The sequence below is a fragment of the Haloimpatiens massiliensis genome, assembly GCF_900184255.1.
Taxonomy (GTDB): domain Bacteria; phylum Bacillota; class Clostridia; order Clostridiales; family Clostridiaceae; genus Haloimpatiens; species Haloimpatiens massiliensis.
In genome coordinates, this window is sequence record NZ_LT854636.1 from 277,411 (window position 1) to 295,420 (window position 18,010).

Sequence of the window (18,010 nt, forward strand, 5' to 3'; positions counted from 1 at the left end):
TTTTTGTATTTTAATAAAATTTTGAATTATCAAAATTTTAATTACGTATTTAATGGGTATTTACACTAAAGTAAATATCCATTAAATACGCAATAAATATACTATTCTTCCCCTATTATTCTGACCTCTGGTTGAAGCTCCACTCCAAAGTTTTCTTTTACCTTTTCTTTAACTAATTCAATAAGATCTAATATATCCTTGGCAGTAGCGCACCCTTTGTTTATAACAAAGCCTGCATGTTTTTCTGATACCTGGGCACCACCTACAGATACGCCCTTTAAATTACTTTCCTCTATTAATCTACCTGCAAAATATCCTTCTGGTCTTTTAAATGTACTTCCTGCTGAAGGATACTCTAAAGGTTGTTTTTCTTTTCTTCTAGAAGCTAATTCAGAAATTCTATTCATTATTCTCTCTTTATCACCCATATGTAATTTAAAAGTAACTTTTAAAACAATATATCCATATTTAAGTATAGCACTTTTTCTATATCCTAACTCTAGTTCTTCTTTTGAAAGCTCTAGTAGTTCTCCCTCTTTACTTAAAACCACTGCACTTTCTATTACTTTAGATATCTCTCCATCATAAGCTCCAGCATTCATCGCTACAGCTCCTCCAATACTTCCTGGAATTCCACTACTGAACTCTAAACCTGTAAGGCCAGACTTTGCAGCCTTATTGCTCACATTACATAAGACTGCTCCACTTTCTGCAATTATACGTTCCCCTATAATTTCTATGTTATTTAATTTACAGGTTCTAATTACAACTCCTCTTATTCCACCATCTTTTACAAGAAGATTAGATCCATTACCAATTATATAATAAGGAACTTTATGCTCCTTACAAAGCTGTATTATTTTCATAACTTGATCATAGTTTTTTGGAGTTACTAATATATCACAAGGTCCCCCAACTTTGAAGGATGTATGATTTTTCATAGGCTCATCTAATAGCATATTCTCTGGTTCTAATATAGACTTCATCAGAAGGCTAAAATCTTTGTATCCATTCATAATCTATCTCCTTTTAGAATTTTATCTCAATACATATAGTATAATTTATATAATATTAATTAATCAATAGCTATGTCAAGAACTTTGCCCTTATTCTTTAAATAATTTAATACTTCTTTTTCACTTTTGTTTATAATTAGCTCTTCTGGCATACCTACTGATTTTAAAATTGCCTCTGCTTCCTTAAAGTCGCCTACAGCTGTAGCAAAATGTGCATCACTATTTATTATTATTCTTGTACCATATTTCTTACAAAGTTTAGCTATTTTTGAACAAGTATCTTCGCTTCCCTTTCTTGAGCTTACAAATGAACTATTGTTTATTTCCAATAGTATATTTTTTTCTTTAGCTTTTTTTACTATTTCTTCTTCATAAATAGGGAATGAAGGATTTCCAGGATGTCCTATTATATCTACATATGGATTATCCATAACCTTTATAATAGCATTAGTGTTTTCTTCTATGCTACCTGGTTCTATGCATACATCATGCAAACTTGCAATAACATAATCTAATTTTTTTAGAATTCTCTCAGGTATATCTATATTTCCTTCAAAATCAATTATATTAGCTTCACAGCCTTTTAATATTTTTACTCCATTCATTTCTCTAGGAATTACTTTTAAATTTCCAAAATAAAATATGTGGGGTCCTCCTGGCATTTTAGGGCCATGTTCTGCAGAACCCAGTATCTTCAATCCCTTTCTACTAGCTTCACTTATATTCTCCAATAATGTACTATAAGCATGACCGCTTACTATTGTATGGGTATGAAGGTCCGATATATAGTTCATATTATACACTTCCTTTGCTTTTTCTAAAGTATTGCAGTATACTATCTGCAGCCTGCGTATTTATAGACGGAGTGTTTATAAGCTCATCATAAGATGCCTTTTTAATATTATCTATACTTCCAAATTTTTTCAAAAGTTCTTTTCGCCTAGTTGCTCCAATTAATGGTATATCCTCTAACACAGAATGTAATACTCTCTTTTCCCTTAAACTTCTGTGATATGTAATTGCAAATCTATGCACCTCATCCTGTATCCTAGTTATAAGTTTCATTATATTAGAGTTTCTATTTAAAATTATTTCCTCTCCTCCATATATTAAACCTCTTGTACGATGTTTATCATCTTTAACCATTCCACATACAGGAATTTCTAGGTTGTACTCTCTTAAAACTTCATAGGCAACATTTACTTGACCTAATCCTCCATCCATTAGTATTAAATCTGGGAAAACACAAAATTTTCCTACACTATATTGTAAATTTTTTTCTTTGATTTCTTCTATTTCTTTAAATCCATGAGAAAATCTTCTTCTAAGTATTTCTCTCATACTGTCATAGTCATTAGGACCTATTACTTCCTTTATTTTAAATCTCCTATAATCACTGGACTTAGGCTTTCCGTTTTCAAAAACCACCATACTACCTACAGAATCCACACCTTGTATGTTAGAAATATCATAAGCCTCTATTCTCTCTGGTATTTCCTGCAAGTTAAGAATTTCTGTAAATTCCTCCAAAGTTTTGTTATTCATTTCCTTATCCATTATATACTTTAATTTAAATCCTTCTAATGTTATTTTAGCATTTTTCATTACCATTTGCATTAGTTGGTATTTTTTACCTTTTACAGGGATTTTTATCTCAACTTTTCCTTCTTTTTTTAATGAAAGCCATTGTTCTAAAAGTTCTCCTTCTTCTATATCCGGAACTAAAATCTTTTTAGGTATAAAGGCTGTTCCACCATAAAATTCCTTTATAAAAGTACTTATTATATTCCCTTTGCTATTTCCTGAAGTATCCTCAAATATAAAGTGTTCTCTTCCAATAATCTTTCCATTTCTTAAAAAGAAAACTTGAATGCAAGTATCCTTTTCATCCATATATAAATTTATATAATCCTCATTTTCAAAATTACCAAATATTATCTTTTGATTCTCACAAACTTTATTTACTGCCTCTAATTTATCTCTTAAAGAAGCCGCCTTTTCAAATTGTAAATTTTCAGCAGCTTCCATCATTTCCTTTTGCAACTGATTTTTTAAAGTTTTATCTTTTCCCAATAATAATTCTATTATATTGTTAACTATTTTCCTATACTCTTCTTTAGAAATATATCCAGCACAAGGAGCCTTACAAATACCTATATGATAGTTTAAGCAAGGTTTTACATGAGCTTTTGATTTTACATATTCACTTTCTATTATTTTTTTACAAGTTCTTAAAGGAAATATCTTTTTAATAAGCAAAATTATTTCCTTTACTACAGAATACTCAGGATAAGGTCCAAAATATTTTGCTCCATCTTTAACCTTATTTCTAGCTATGATTACTCTTGGAAAATCCTCATTTAAAGTTATCTTTATAAAAGGATATCCCTTATCATCTTTCAGCAATATGTTATATTTAGGTTTATATTTCTTTATTAAATTGCATTCCAGTATTAACGCTTCCATTTCAGAGTCCGTAACAATATACTCAAACTCACTTATGTTTTTAACCATTTGTTTAACTTTTTCAGGATGGTTTTTAGAACTTTGAAAATACTGTTTCACCCTATTTTTCAATATTTTAGCTTTGCCAACATATATAACTGTACCTATAGGGTTTTTCATTATATAAACTCCAGGTTTTTCTGGAAGCATTTTTAAATGGTATTCAAAATCAAACATAATTTCCTCCAAAACAACAGTAAGTTTGTATTAACATAGAATTTAGTACCTCAATAAAGTTTAATCTTTAAATTGTACCTCTATATTTGAGATTTTCAACTTTCGCAGTTATAAAATAAAAATATAAAATTTGCAGATAAATAGTAGGTAATAGCTAAGAAGTAAGAGTTAATGATAAAACTCAAAGAGTTTTTTATAATTAATTTGTAAGTAACAGGTAATAAGTACTATTTGTGGTGAAAATCCCTAATTTTGTATTCTAAATTTTAAATTTAAAACCCTTATTAATCTAATGTAGAGCTTGAACTTTATGTGCTAAAGTTGAGTGAGATTATAATATGTACTTTCTAGAATAAAATAAAGGGCAGTTTATATATTGCATACATAAGTCCTACCATCATTATTATTTCTTCCACGATCTTTCCTATTTTAGAACCAGTAGAAAAATTTACTGGTGACTTATATTTCTTGTTTTTAAAAGGATAAAATATAGGCACCCCTCTTTTAGTAAGCATATCACACAATAAATGCATTCCATATCCTATCAAAAAATAATACGCCACATCAGAAATTCCATACATTTTACCTAAATAAGAAGCTATCAAAGTAAACAATGCCATTCCCACTATACTATGAGTTATGCCCTCTCTATGTGAAGAAAAGCCTATCATTACTAGTATAAATCCTAATACTTTAATTATAGGCTTATTAAAACAGAAATGATCTAATAGGAGAGTAATTAAACCCATGCCTACATAAATTGCAACCTTTGTAGTCTTATTCTTAAAAGGTAATATATATTTATTAAGTATACCTTTAGGATGATCTACATCTGGCAATAATGAGGCTACGCCCACTACCACTATACCTATATAACTAAACTTGCCAGGCAATTTATCACATAGTCCTATATAAGTTACTATTCCTATGCCAGCATGAGTTTTCCCAGTCATGTAATTATCTCCTTTAGTTAAATAATTTTTTTACTTTTTCATAGCCTGATTAATCACTTCAGTGGCTATTCTAGTGGCACTTCCTCCTCCAGTTCCTCCATTTTCTACGATTACAGCTATAGCTATTTCCGGATTTTCATATGGGGCAAATCCAATAAACCAAGAATGAGGCGTAGAATTTTCTGAGCCATCATTTTTATGATCTGCTGTACCTGTTTTTCCACATATAGCTACATTTGAATTTTTTGCAGCTCTAGCAGTCCCCTGTTGCACTGTATTTCTCATAAACTGCTCAATTATATCAGCATTTTGCTTACTAGTAATCTGTCCAATACTTTCCGATGAAATATTTTTCATAGTATTTCCCTTAGAATTCGTTACTTTATTTACAATTTTAGGTTTCATCATTACTCCATCATTAGCTATAGTTGAAGCAACTACAGCCATTTGCATAGGAGTAACTAGTACACCACTTTGTCCTATGGCACTTTGAGCTATATTCCCTTTTTCATAATCTTTATATTTTGGAAATCTACTATTATCTATAGTAACACCTATAGATGGTATGCTTTTATTAAAAAAGAACTTTTCTGCTGTTTCTTTTAATTTACTATTTCCTAATTCCATTCCTAATGTTCCAAAATACACATTACTGGAATGTACAAAAGCCTGTTGAAAATTTATATTTCCAAGAACTTCTCCACCATAGTTTGATAATTTTTCCTTACTATTAAATACTATCTTCCCATTGTCTTGTATTCTCTTATTCATCATACCATCAATATTTTCTAAAGCGCTAACAGCTGTAACAGTTTTAAAAACTGAACCTGGCGGATACATGCCAGAAACTGCTCTATTGATAAGTGGAAATCTTTTATCTTTATTTATTTCTTTCCACTGTTCCTCCGCTAATTCATTGGGATTAAAACCTGGTTTAGAAACCATAGCAAGTATTTCCCCTGTTTTAGGATTTAAAGCCACAACTGATCCCTTATTATCACCTAATAAATCATAAGCTTTCTTTTGAATATTATAATCCAAGGAAGTTATTAAATTATATCCTTTTTTTTCAGTGTCTTTATTTTTAAAATTAAATACACTATATATATCTATACTATCTAATGCCATTAATTCTTTATCATATCTTTTTTCCATTCCTGTTAGTCCATACTTTTGATTTTCATATCCTAATGCGTGAACAAATAAATCATTATATAGATATTTTCTAATTTGCTTTTCTCCTTTTTTACTACTTTCCGCTAAAGGCTTCATGTTTCTATCATATATAACGCCCCTTAATATAGCATTCCTTTTTGCCCACAACCTTCCGTTATCCGCTCTAGCGACTAATTTAGAACCTAAGAACACTTCAAAATATGTCATATAAACAATCAAACCCAAAAAGAGCAGTAAAAAAACAATCATTACCTTTTTAATATTTTGCGAAATATCCTTCATTTTTACACTCCCTCTTCAGAAATCTTTTGTAATATACCCAAGGAGAAAAATGTTATTATCATAGAGCTTCCTCCGTAACTAACAAATGGCAATGTTATTCCAGTAAGAGGTATAATGCTCATAACTCCACCTATTATTACTAAAACTTGTGAAGCTATAGTTGCACTGTATCCTACTGCTAGCAATCTAGAAAAATTATTATTAGCTCTTAAAGCTGCTCTAGTACATCTATAGAACAATATAAAATACAATATAATAATTGCTATACCTGTAAGAAGACCTAATTCTTCACATATGACGGCAAATATAAAGTCACTTTGATTTACTGGAACAAAATTAGGATACCCTAAGCCTAATCCTGACCCAAATAATCCACCGCTAGCTATAGCTATCATTGATTGTACCACCTGTAAAGACTCATGTGACGCATATTTAAAGGGATCTTTCCATATCATTATTCTAAGCCTTACATGTCCAAAAAGCTTATAACTTATAAGTCCTCCTATTATGAATAACCCCATACAAGTAGCTACATACTTAAATTTAGAAGTAGCTATATACAGCATAGTAACAGAAATACCAAAAAATATTAGCGCAGATCCTAGATCCTTTTGAAAAACCATGAATGCTAACGAAATCATGACCACTATAGCTGGTTCTATAAGATCCTTAAAACTTTCATATTCTTTTAAGGCAGATGCTAGATATGCTACTAAAAATAATTTTCCGAACTCTGATGGTTGAAACTTAACCCCAAACATATTTATCCAGTTCTTTGAACCATATTGTTCTGGAGCAAATAGTGTTCCTAATGACATTACTACTAATGTAGCAATTAAATATAAATATCTTAAGTTCTTAAACCTTTCTAAATCTGGTAAAAGCACTACTATAAATATAAATCCAGCTACACCTATGGAAAACCATATTAACTGCTTAATAGCTACAGTAGTACTTAATCTATATAAAACTCCTATACCTATTACAGATAATATACTAGCTATAATAAGTATGACCTTATCTCCGTCTGGGAAAAATCTTCTTATAATAAAATGAGAATAACCTATAAGTATGCTTATAAGTACTGCCATTATTATTGAACCTTTATCAAAAGGCTTTTTTATTAAAAATAAATCTATAAAAATAGTGAAACATAGTAAATAAGTATATCTTAAAAGTTTTTTTTCATCAGCTAAATAATTCATGGAGAATGCCTCCTTATATTATCCTATAATTTTAAAAAGAGAATTTCCTATCTTAACCATATCTCCTGAGCTCAAATAGGTTTTTCCTTCTGTAGCTTCATCATTTACAAAAGTTCCATTGGTACTATTTAAATCTTCTATAATACAACTATTATTCTTTAAGAATATCTTTGCATGATGACCTGAAACATATTCATCAGATAATACCAAAGTATTGTCTGATCTTCTACCAATAGTTATCCAATCTCCCATGGGAATAACACTTCCCACTTTCAAAACATCATTTCCTCTTATTTCTACAACCTCTAATCCATACTTCTTTCTTCTTGCCTTTTTTCTCTTTCCTGGTTCCTTGATATCCTTGTACATTATTTTCAATATAAAAAATATTATTACGTATATTATAGCTAATATGGCTATTGTAAATATTTTAGATATAAAACTAAATTTACTTAAATCCATAACCTTCACCTTCTTCTTACAAAATACAATAGACTAGAATATACTAGCCTATTGTAAATTATAACATCTTTTTTAAGTATTGTCCCGTATAAGAATTTTTCTTGCGTGCTACCTGCTCTGGTGTTCCAAAAGTAACTATAGTACCTCCCTTTTCACCGCCTTCAGGCCCTAAATCTATTATGTGGTCAGCACACTTTATCACATCTAAGTTGTGTTCTATTACAACTACAGTGTTTCCACCCTCTACTAACCTTTGTAAAATTTTTATTAATTTATTCACATCCTCCACATGAAGTCCTGTAGTTGGTTCATCTAATATATATAAAGTTCTTCCTGTACTTCTCTTTGAAAGTTCATAGGCTAGCTTTATTCTTTGCGCTTCTCCTCCAGATAATTGTGTAGATGGTTGACCTAGTCTTATATATCCTAAACCTACATCCATAAGAGTATCTAATTTATTTTTTATTCTAGGTATATTTTCAAAGAATTTACTTCCTTCGTCTACTGTCATATTCAATACTTCGTCTATATTTTTACCCTTATACTTCACCTCTAAAGTTTCTCTGTTATATCGCTTTCCCTTACAAACCTCACAAGGCACATATACATCAGATAAAAATTGCATTTCTATTTTTATTATGCCATCTCCCCTACAAGCTTCACATCTACCACCTTTTACATTGAAGCTAAATCTTCCTGGTTTATATCCTCTCATTCTAGATTCAGGTATATTAGAATATACTTCTCTAATAATATCAAATACACCTGTATAAGTTGCAGGATTTGATCTTGGCGTTCTTCCTATTGGACTTTGATCTATATTTATTATTTTATCTATGTTTTCTACTCCCTCTATAAGTTTATGCTTACCTGGATTAATTTTAGAATTATTTAATATTTTATTTACTCCTTTATATAATATTTCATTAACTAAAGTACTCTTACCAGAACCTGAAACTCCAGTAACGCAAGTAAATACTCCCATTGGTATTTCTACATTTATATTTTTTAAATTATTTTCTTTAGCCCCTACCACCTTTATGCTTTTCCCTGAAGGTTTTCTTCTTTCTAAAGGCATGTCTATTTTCTTTTTCCCTATTAAATATTGCCCAGTTATGGACTTTTCACAATTCATTATGGTATTTATATCTCCTGCAGCAACTATTTCTCCTCCATGTTCGCCAGCTCTAGGTCCCACGTCTACTATGTAATCCGCGGCCTTTATAGTATCCTCATCATGCTCTACTACCACTAAAGTATTACCTATATCCCTAAGATGTTTTAATGTACCTATAAGCCTGTCATTATCTCTCTGATGAAGTCCTATACTAGGTTCATCTAGTATGTATAAAACTCCAACCAAGCTAGAACCTATTTGCGTCGCTAACCTTATTCTTTGAGCCTCTCCTCCAGATAAGGTTCCAGCAGTTCTAGTTAAATTTAAATAATCCAGCCCCACGTCTATTAAAAACTTTAGCCTGCTTTTTATTTCTTTTAATATTTGATCTGCAATGGCATTTTCTTTTTCACTTAGTATCAATTCTTCTAAAAATTTAATCTCATCCTTTATAGACATGTTACAAAACTGAAATATATTTTTACCTCCTACAGTAACTGCTAAGGCCTCTTCCTTTAATCTATTACCATGGCATTTTGGACAAGGATTATTACTCATATATTGCTCTATTTCTCTTTTAATATAATCAGAAGATGTTTCCATATATCTTCTTTTTAGATTATTTATAAAACCTTCAAAAGTATGATTATAAACTCCCTCTCTGTCTTCTTTTACATAATGTACTCTTAATTTTTCTCCATTCATGCCATATAAAATTATATTTAATACCTTGGGATCTAACTTTTCTATAGGAGTTTTTAAAGAAAATTTGTACTTTTCACTTAAAGCTTTTAATATGGAATGAGTCCAAGAGTTTTCCTTCAAGCTTCCTTCTCCTAAAGAAATAATAGCTCCATCTAAAATACTCTTACTCCTATCAGGTATAATCAAATCTTCATCTATCTCTAAAAGCGTTCCAAGTCCATCACAACAATCGCATTTACCAAAAGGTGAGTTAAAGGAAAAAGTCCTGGGCTCCAATTCTCCTATACTTATACCACACTGAGCACAAGCAAACTTTTCACTAAAAAGCATCTCTTCTTTGTCAATTATATCTACAATAACAAGTCCCTCTGCCAACTTTAGTGCCGCTTCTAGAGAATCAGTTATTCTCCCTTCCATCCCTTCTTTTACTATTATTCTGTCAATTACTATCTCTATATTATGCTTCTTATTTTTTTCTAAATTAATCTCATCTTCTAATATGTCTAGAATTTCCCCATCTATTCTTACTCTTACGTATCCTTCTTTTTTTATTTTATCTAGTATTTTAACATGTTCTCCCTTTCTCCCTCTAACTACTGGAGCTAAAACCTGCAACTTTGTCCTTTCAGGTAAACTCATAATTTTATCTACCATTTGATCCACTGTTTGCTGCTTTATTTCTTTACCACATTTAGGACAATGAGGATGGCCTATTCTTGCATAAAGAAGTCTTAAATAGTCATATATCTCTGTTACAGTACCCACAGTTGATCTTGGATTTCTACTAGTGGTCTTTTGATCTATTGAAATTGCTGGTGATAATCCTTCAATATACTCTACATCTGGCTTATTCATTTGACCTAAAAACTGCCTTGCATAAGCTGATAGTGATTCTACATATCTTCTTTGCCCCTCTGCATATAGAGTATCAAAAGCCAAAGATGACTTTCCAGAACCTGAAAGTCCCGTAAATACAACAAACTTATCTCTAGGTATTTCTAATGTTACATTTTTTAAATTATGTACTTTAGCACCTTTTATAAATATTTTATCCTTCATTTTAATTCTCCATACTCCCCTTTAATTTTGTTATTTTATCTCTGAAATCTGCAGCCCTTTCAAACTCTAAGTTTTTGGCTGCCTGTTTCATTTCCTTTTCATATTTCTTAATTAATTTAGCAACTTCTTCTTTTGTTAATTCTACATCCTCAGGTAATGCTTCGTATTTTTCTGCAGCACTTTCTGCTACTTGAGTGGCCTCTATAACTTCCCTTATGTCTTTCATAACTGTTCTAGGAATTATACCATGAACCCTGTTATACTCCTTTTGAATCTCTCTTCTTCTATTTGTTTCATTTATAGCCCTTTCCATAGCTCCTGTTATATTATCAGCATACATAATAACTTTACTCTCTGAGTTTCTAGCAGCTCTTCCTATAGTCTGTATTAATGATGTCTCAGATCTTAAAAATCCTTCCTTATCCGCATCTAGTATTGCCACTAAAGCTACTTCTGGTATATCTAGTCCTTCCCTTAAAAGGTTAATTCCAACCATAACATGGAACTCTCCTTTTCTCAAATCCCTTATCAATTTCATTCTCTCAATAGTGTCCACATCCGAATGCATATAGTTTATTTTAATACCCATTTCCTTAAAGTAATCTGTTAAATTTTCTGCCATTTTTTTAGTTAAAGTAGTTATTAACACTCTATATCCTTTAGCTATGGTTTCCTTTATCCTTGAATACAAATTATCAATTTGTCCTTTTGTCTTTTCAATTACTATTTCTGGATCTAAAAGTCCTGTAGGCCTTATTATCTGTTCAGCTATATTTTTAGAATGGTTCTTTTCATATTCAGAAGGAGTTGCACTTACAAATACCACCTGATTTAGTTTGTTTTCAAACTCTTCAAATTTAAGCGGTCTGTTGTCAAAAGCTGATGGAAGTCTAAAACCATATTGAACTAAATTTTCCTTTCTAGACCTATCTCCACCGTACATAGCCCTTATTTGAGGAATAGTTACATGACTCTCATCTATAAATAGTAGAAAGTCCTCTGGAAAATAGTCTAATAATGTTTGTGGTGGTGTTCCTGGTTCTCTTCCATCAAATATTCTAGAATAGTTTTCTATACCAGTACAGTAACCCATTTCTCTTATCATTTCAATGTCGAAATTAGTTCTTTGCTTAAGCCTTTGAGCTTCTAATAGTTTATCCCCTGACTTAAATTCTTTAAGTGTATATTCCAGTTCTCTTTCTATCTCCTCTAATGATGTTTCTACTTTATCTTTAGATGTAGCAAAGTGTGATGCTGGGAATATAGAAACATGTTTTCTTCCTCCTATTATTTCCCCGGTAATGACATCAAACTCTCTTATACGATCTATTTCATCTCCAAAAAACTCCACTCTTATTCCCTTGTTTGTAGATGAAGCTGGGAATATGTCTAACACATCTCCCCTTACTCTAAATGTACCTCTCACAAAATTTATATCATTTCTTTCATACTGTATATCTATCAATTTTCTAATTATTTCATCCCTATCTCTAAGCATTCCTTCTCTTAAAGAAACTGTTAAGTTTTTATATTCTTCTGGATTACCAAGTCCATATATGCATGATACAGATGCCACTACAATTACATCTCTTCTCTCTAAAAGAGCAGAAGTTGCTGAGTGCCTTAATTTATCTATCTCATCATTTATAGATGCATCCTTTTCAATATATGTATCAGTTTGAGCTACATAAGCTTCTGGTTGATAGTAATCATAGTAAGATACAAAATATTCCACAGAATTTTCAGGAAAAAACTCCTTAAATTCTGAGCATAACTGCGCCGCTAAGGTTTTATTGTGTGCTAAGACCAAAGTTGGTTTTTGTACCTTTTCTATTATATTTGCCATAGTAAAAGTTTTTCCTGAACCTGTTACCCCTAAAAGTGTTTGAAAATCATGTCCTTTATTTATACCATTTACCAAACTCTCAATAGCTTGTGGTTGATCTCCCGTAGGTTTGAATTTAGAATGTATTTTAAACTCTCCCATTATATACACCTCACATTGAACATTTGTTCGATACTATTATTTTAACCCTTATTTTTCCTAATGTCAACCATATATCATATAATTATCTTTTCCCTTGCTGCAATTATGTAATCATTATACTACAAATTATTATAACTCATTTATAATGCCTATTATGCCTATATGAATCTCTATTTTAAACAACCAGTAATTCTCTATCAAGGCAATAGTGTAGCATATATAATATATAATGTATAATTAATGTGCTATTTTTTTATATTTTTATTGCTTTTACATTTTATAAGTGCTACAATTATATTGTAAATCGTAGGTATAAACAGTTTTTTGCAAACGTTTTTGTACATAATTTATTATTATTGCGGAACTACAATAATATAATTATTTATATATGGGAGGAATATATAATGGGAAATATTTATGAAAGTATGTGCGTAGCTTCAAATTGTTCTTCTTTTAAATCACAAGAACCTGTAGTAATGTCTTCTATAGGAACTTCTTTAAGTAAACGTTGTTCTAAATGCTCACATTGTAAAAACTGTAAATGTGAATTAGATTTATACGATAATGTAATTTCTAGTATTGACGAAAAATAAAATTTAAATAAATCACCCTAACAATAAACAACTAACCACCTAAAAGAGGAAAAGCATAAGAAATTATATTCTTATGCTTTTCCTCTTTTAGGTTATTCAACTATATTTTTTATGAACCTTTTTAACTATTTTATTTTTTATTATGATTATCCACAATAAGGTACAATGTAGTAGAATTATGAAATTTCTCCTCCATGACTTGCATAAGAGCTCGGAACAATAAATTTAATTTAAACAGTTCCTTCGCTTCTTATGCAAGTCATTCCAGAGAAATTTCATAATTCAGGTAATATAATGCTTTTTGTGGAATAATCTTATTATTTATTTTTTATTGTAATTAGTTTTATTTTTTTAACTATTTTCTTCTTTTTTCTTAGCTTCCTCTAAATACTTTTTAAAATCATTACCTCTTAATTTTATAACAGTATTGTCTTCTGGTACAATTTTAGGAACAAATAAAGCCCCTAAATCCCCTCTACTTATGATGTTATCATACTTCAATTCTTTCAACTCTCCAGAAATTTTTCTAGCCGTAAGCCTTATATAATTAGGTGCATCTCTAATCACATCAATTATATCATTTTCTTCACTTATCTTCTTATTGTTAATATTCATAAGTAAATCTCCACTTTTAATTCCCATCTCATCGGCTAAAGAATTAGGTATCACTTCTAATACCATCATACCCTCTTCTCCACTAAAATATATAGCCTTCTTTGTAGCCTCCATAAAACGCTGAACTAAAATCATAGCTTCATGACCTAATGGAGCAAATATTATAAGAAATACTTGGGTAAATTCACTATTTGGACTTATTTGAGTAAACAAAAATAAGACTAAAGAATATACTATCACCCATATTCCTGAAGAAGCAGTTTTTTCTTCTTTAGTTTTTGTAAATGTAACAGATTCATAACCTATTATGCCATAAAAGGTTATAGCTGCTATTAACATATTTTTCACTGTGCTAAATGGAGTACTTTGCCTAACTATAGGCCACCAATTAGGTGGATTTATGTTTATTCCCTGAAAAGAATTAGGATTAACTATAAAAATTAAAGCCACTGGTAAAATCCAATATCTTTTTAATAAAAAGCCTCCAAATATTTTACCTTTATCATTTTTAAATACTGGAATGGCACCTCTCTTGCCATCCAGTATTATCATAATTCCTTCTACAAAATGGAGTACTGCCACTAAGGACATTAGTGCTACTATATCTATTTTAAACAAATCCAATGAAGGATTATTTAAAATTATTGATAATTTTTGAAACACTAAGCTTAACAAGCCTAAAGCTGCTCCTGAATATGCAAAACACACAAATCTAGGTTTTATGAGCATAAAAATTATTGATAAAATAAATATAAAATCTATTAATGATTCTTCTCTAAAAGTTATTCCTAAATAGGCCATAATTAAACTAGCCAAAACTGCTCCAAATATTCCTATTACTATTTCAGATATAGTTAGCTCCAAAGGAGAGTTTATACTTTTTCCTACCACTATTTTTTGCATTAATGCAATTTTTTTGTTTTGCCTATAAAACATAACTCCTATAAAAGTCAAGACTAAAAGAGACACAGGTTCTACTAATGCTGCTGCAACTGCTCTCAATACGTAAAGTATTAGCGACACATTACCCCCCCTTACTGAACTGAACTAAACTATTAATTCTATATTTTTTATATTTTAATTAAATACTAAGTCTGATATTTAACCACTAACTATTTACTCTTCATTTTTTCTTTTATAACTTCTAATGCCTTTTGAAATTGAGGGTCATTACTTCTATTATATCCATTCTTAGCAGCTTCTTCTTTTTGTTTATCTGAATACTTAACCTCTATATCTGGATTTATACCTATTTTATGTATATTCTTTCCAGAAGGAGTGTAATATTTAGCTATAGTTACCTTAAGTGCAGTTCCCTCTTTTGTATCTATCATTGTTTGTACTACACCTTTTCCAAAAGTTTTTTCACCTATTAAGGTACCTAATTTATAATCCTTCACAGCTCCAGAAACTATTTCAGATGCACTAGCAGTTCCACCATCTGTTAAAACCACTAAAGGCATATCTATAGCATCTCCGCCTTCTGAATTATATTCTATTTTTTTCTTATTCTTATCCACAGTAGAAACTATATTTGCTTTCTTAGGTACGAAATTAGAAGCCACTTCTACGCAAGTCTTTAGTGATCCTCCAGGGTTGCCTCTTAAATCTAATATAAGCCCCTTCATTCCCTTGTTATTTAATTCTTTTAACTTTTTATTGAAATCCTTAGATGTATTTTCATCAAACATACTTATTTCTATATATCCTAAACCATCTTCAAGAATTTCTCCCTTTACAGTTTTAAATTCTATCTTTTCTGCTTTTAATTTTAAATTAAATTCACCTTTCTTCTCTCTAAATAGAGTTAAATCAATTTCCCTTCCTTCTTTTCCTTTCATCATTGACACTGCTTTTTCTAATTGTTCTCCATTTACTGATACGCCATTAACTTTTTCTATTATATCTCCACTGACAATACCAGCTTTTTTAGCTGGTGAATTATCAAAAGCACTTATTATTACTATTTTATTATCTTTTACTCCAACTTGTATTCCTATACCAACATAACTGCCCTCTATTTGGCTATTAAATTCTTCAAACTCTTTTTTATTCATAAAAACTGTGTATGGGTCTTTAAGCGCTGCAGTCATTCCTTTGATTGCCCCTTCTACTAACACCTCATCACTTATAGGTCCATCATAATATTTGTATATTTTATCCCTTACCAAAAACAACTTATTAAATTTTGCTATTTCATTATCCTTCGGAGCTACTGTACTCCTATTACTAAATATAAATCCTGTAAATAGATTAGTTACAATTAATAATGCTACGGTAAATGATACCCACTTTTTCTTATTTGTCATATTTTACACCTCTTATCTTCACACTTTTAAATATATTATACTATTATATATTATTATTCATACTATTACTTAATATTATTATTTTAATTATATCATTTTAACATAATTATGATAAAGTACCTTATTTACATGAATTATTGATAAATAACATAATTTCACATCTATAATATTGATAAAGAAAAAAACCTGGGTTTCCCCAGGGTTATATTCATTATACTTGTAAAAACTTTCTAATGGATAATATACTACCCATTGAGCCTATCAAAATTCCACCTAATATAAACTTCCAAGCCATTACAGTAAATACATAAGCAGGTGTTATAAGGTTCATTAGCATAAGTGCTACCCCACCAGCAGTAATTTTGACATATATAAATTTATAAGCATAGTATAACACTATGGTAGCAAGAAGTGCGCCTAAAATACCTATTATGATACCTTCTATTATAAAAGGCCATCTTATAAACCAATCTGTAGCTCCCACATACTTCATTATATTTATTTCTCTTCTTCTAGAGTAAACTGTTAATTTTATAGTATTTCCTATTAGGAATAGGGATACTGTAAGACATATAATGAAAAGTACTATACCAATCCACTTTAAAGCTTTAGTAATTTTAATAATTTGATTTACTATTTTTCTTCCATCTTTAATTTTTTCTATTCCTGGCATATTCTTCACCTTTGAAACTACTGTTTCTGCATTCTCTGGTGATTCCAATTTAACTATGTACGAAGTAGGCATAGGATTTTGTTTTTCAAGCCCCTCGGCTAATCCTGCATTTTCTTCTCCTAATTGATTTTTCCATTTTTCTAAAGCTTTGGCTTTACTTTCAAATTCTATTTCCTTAACTCCCTTTGTAGATTTTAATTTGTTTTCTATGTTGTTTTTTTCATCAGCTTTTATAGTATCTTTTAAAATAACCTTTATTTGAACTTGAGACTCTACATTCTCTACTCCTTGACCTACATTTAAAATAGCAATTAAAAATATTCCCATTAAAAATAAAGAAGCTGCTACAGTAAGCATAGATGCTAAACTTACTGTTTTATTTCGCCTTAAACTTTTTAAAGCATCTACAATAAAATATTTAAATGCATTAATCCTCATAACCGTATCTACCCCTTTGCTCATCTCTTGCTATAGCGCCTTTCTCTATGGCAATAACTCTTTTCTTCATGTTATCTACAATATCTTTAGCATGTGTTGCCATAACTATTGTAGTACCAGCTCTATTTATGTCTTGAAGTATATTCATTATTTCTAAAGTAGTTTCTGGATCCAAATTTCCTGTAGGCTCATCTGCTATTAGTAAGGACGGGTTGTTTACTATAGCTCTAGCCAAAGAAACTCTTTGCTGTTCTCCTCCTGAAAGTTCATTTGGAAAAGCCTTATATTTTTTAGATAAACCAACAAGAGATAAAACGGTTGGAACTTTTTTTCTTATTTCTCTACTAGATGCTCCTGTAACCCTCATGGCAAAAGCCACATTTTCATAAACATTCAATGAAGGTATTAATCTAAAATCCTGAAATACAACACCTATTTTACGTCTATAATAAGGTACTTCGCTTCTCTTAAGCTCTGTTAAGTTAATATTATTAACCGTTACTGTTCCACTAGAAGTTTGAATTTCTCTTAAGAGTATTTTGATAAAAGTAGATTTACCAGCTCCACTAGGTCCAACTAGAAACACAAATTCTCCACTATCTATTTCTATATTTACATTAGATAAAGCTAAAACATTATTGTTATAAACTTTAGTTACATTTTCAAATTTAATCATTATTCTATACTCCTATTCCTTGTAGGTTTTATTTATATATTATAACATAATAATATGCTTTT

General features: G+C 30.2%; 14 protein-coding genes. 1 reads left to right on the forward strand and 13 read right to left on the reverse strand.

All coding sequences use genetic code 11. The features are described 5' to 3' along the window. Window positions 1–101: 101 nt before the first annotated feature. From murB to uvrB, 9 genes are all read right to left on the reverse strand, one after another. A complete protein-coding gene (murB, locus tag C1715_RS02330; RefSeq protein WP_102399065.1) occupies window positions 102–1,016 on the reverse strand; it encodes a UDP-N-acetylmuramate dehydrogenase in 915 nt (304 codons plus the stop codon). Window positions 1,017–1,075: 59 nt separating this feature from the next. Next, entirely contained in the window at window positions 1,076–1,810 is a 735-nt protein-coding gene (locus C1715_RS02335; protein WP_102399066.1) for a phosphatase, read from the reverse strand. 1 nt (window position 1,811) lies between these two features. Next, the gene (gene uvrC / locus C1715_RS02340; protein WP_102399067.1) at window positions 1,812–3,698 is read right to left on the reverse strand and encodes an excinuclease ABC subunit UvrC; all 1,887 of its coding nucleotides are present in this window, start codon (window positions 3,696–3,698) and stop codon (window positions 1,812–1,814) included. A 347-nt stretch (window positions 3,699–4,045) separates the two neighbouring features. After that, the gene (locus C1715_RS02345) at window positions 4,046–4,651 is read right to left on the reverse strand and encodes a metal-dependent hydrolase (protein ID WP_102399068.1); all 606 of its coding nucleotides are present in this window, start codon (window positions 4,649–4,651) and stop codon (window positions 4,046–4,048) included. A 30-nt stretch (window positions 4,652–4,681) separates the two neighbouring features. After that, a complete protein-coding gene (locus C1715_RS02350) occupies window positions 4,682–6,109 on the reverse strand; it encodes a peptidoglycan D,D-transpeptidase FtsI family protein (RefSeq protein WP_102399069.1) in 1,428 nt (475 codons plus the stop codon). A gap of 2 nt (window positions 6,110–6,111) precedes the next feature. Beyond that, window positions 6,112–7,314 (reverse strand): FtsW/RodA/SpoVE family cell cycle protein, encoded by a 1,203-nt coding sequence (locus C1715_RS02355; RefSeq protein WP_102399070.1) that lies wholly within the window; start codon window positions 7,312–7,314, stop codon window positions 6,112–6,114. Between the two features lie 18 nt (window positions 7,315–7,332). Further along, window positions 7,333–7,776, reverse strand: coding sequence for an FHA domain-containing protein (locus C1715_RS02360; protein WP_102399071.1), 444 nt, complete (start codon window positions 7,774–7,776; stop codon window positions 7,333–7,335). A 58-nt stretch (window positions 7,777–7,834) separates the two neighbouring features. Then, the gene (gene uvrA, locus C1715_RS02365; RefSeq protein ID WP_102399072.1) at window positions 7,835–10,657 is read right to left on the reverse strand and encodes an excinuclease ABC subunit UvrA; all 2,823 of its coding nucleotides are present in this window, start codon (window positions 10,655–10,657) and stop codon (window positions 7,835–7,837) included. 1 nt (window position 10,658) lies between these two features. Then, complete coding sequence (uvrB, locus tag C1715_RS02370) at window positions 10,659–12,644, reverse strand: excinuclease ABC subunit UvrB (RefSeq protein ID WP_102399073.1); 1,986 nt, start codon at window positions 12,642–12,644, stop codon at window positions 10,659–10,661. Between the two features lie 404 nt (window positions 12,645–13,048). Here uvrB and C1715_RS02375 point away from each other — a divergent pair, with 404 nt between their 5' ends. Next, entirely contained in the window at window positions 13,049–13,237 is a 189-nt protein-coding gene (locus tag C1715_RS02375) for a hypothetical protein (protein WP_102399074.1), read from the forward strand. A 351-nt stretch (window positions 13,238–13,588) separates the two neighbouring features. On the opposite strand, the gene C1715_RS02380 is transcribed toward C1715_RS02375, so the two are convergent. The 4 genes from C1715_RS02380 to ftsE all read right to left on the reverse strand — a co-directional run bounded on the left by C1715_RS02380 (window position 13,589) and on the right by ftsE (window position 17,948). After that, window positions 13,589–14,875, reverse strand: a complete 1,287-nt coding sequence (locus C1715_RS02380; protein ID WP_102399075.1) for a PDZ domain-containing protein — start codon at window positions 14,873–14,875, stop codon at window positions 13,589–13,591. A gap of 89 nt (window positions 14,876–14,964) precedes the next feature. Then, window positions 14,965–16,161, reverse strand: a complete 1,197-nt coding sequence (locus C1715_RS02385; protein WP_102399076.1) for a S41 family peptidase — start codon at window positions 16,159–16,161, stop codon at window positions 14,965–14,967. 211 nt (window positions 16,162–16,372) lie between these two features. After that, window positions 16,373–17,272, reverse strand: coding sequence for a permease-like cell division protein FtsX (gene ftsX / locus C1715_RS02390; RefSeq protein WP_102399077.1), 900 nt, complete (start codon window positions 17,270–17,272; stop codon window positions 16,373–16,375). Further along, window positions 17,262–17,948 carry a cell division ATP-binding protein FtsE gene (ftsE, locus tag C1715_RS02395; RefSeq protein ID WP_102399078.1) on the reverse strand — a complete coding sequence of 229 codons (687 nt, stop codon included), beginning with the start codon at window positions 17,946–17,948 and terminating at the stop codon, window positions 17,262–17,264. Before ftsE ends, ftsX begins: the two co-directional genes overlap by 11 nt. Window positions 17,949–18,010: the final 62 nt, after the last annotated feature.

What these genes read in the sequence shown, in the direction of transcription:
- uvrC (WP_102399067.1), bottom strand. Translation starts at nt 3,698, where the DNA reads ATGTTTGATTTTGAATACCATTTAAAAATGCTTCCAGAAAAACCTGGA.
- ftsX (WP_102399077.1), bottom strand. Translation starts at nt 17,272, where the DNA reads ATGAGGATTAATGCATTTAAATATTTTATTGTAGATGCTTTAAAAAGT.
- C1715_RS02375 (WP_102399074.1), top strand. Translation starts at nt 13,049, where the DNA reads ATGGGAAATATTTATGAAAGTATGTGCGTAGCTTCAAATTGTTCTTCT.
- C1715_RS02335 (WP_102399066.1), bottom strand. Translation starts at nt 1,810, where the DNA reads ATGAACTATATATCGGACCTTCATACCCATACAATAGTAAGCGGTCAT.
- murB (WP_102399065.1), bottom strand. Translation starts at nt 1,016, where the DNA reads ATGAATGGATACAAAGATTTTAGCCTTCTGATGAAGTCTATATTAGAA.
- C1715_RS02350 (WP_102399069.1), bottom strand. Translation starts at nt 6,109, where the DNA reads ATGAAGGATATTTCGCAAAATATTAAAAAGGTAATGATTGTTTTTTTA.
- C1715_RS02345 (WP_102399068.1), bottom strand. Translation starts at nt 4,651, where the DNA reads ATGACTGGGAAAACTCATGCTGGCATAGGAATAGTAACTTATATAGGA.
- uvrB (WP_102399073.1), bottom strand. Translation starts at nt 12,644, where the DNA reads ATGGGAGAGTTTAAAATACATTCTAAATTCAAACCTACGGGAGATCAA.
- C1715_RS02355 (WP_102399070.1), bottom strand. Translation starts at nt 7,314, where the DNA reads ATGAATTATTTAGCTGATGAAAAAAAACTTTTAAGATATACTTATTTA.
- ftsE (WP_102399078.1), bottom strand. Translation starts at nt 17,948, where the DNA reads ATGATTAAATTTGAAAATGTAACTAAAGTTTATAACAATAATGTTTTA.
- C1715_RS02360 (WP_102399071.1), bottom strand. Translation starts at nt 7,776, where the DNA reads ATGGATTTAAGTAAATTTAGTTTTATATCTAAAATATTTACAATAGCC.
- C1715_RS02385 (WP_102399076.1), bottom strand. Translation starts at nt 16,161, where the DNA reads ATGACAAATAAGAAAAAGTGGGTATCATTTACCGTAGCATTATTAATT.
- uvrA (WP_102399072.1), bottom strand. Translation starts at nt 10,657, where the DNA reads ATGAAGGATAAAATATTTATAAAAGGTGCTAAAGTACATAATTTAAAA.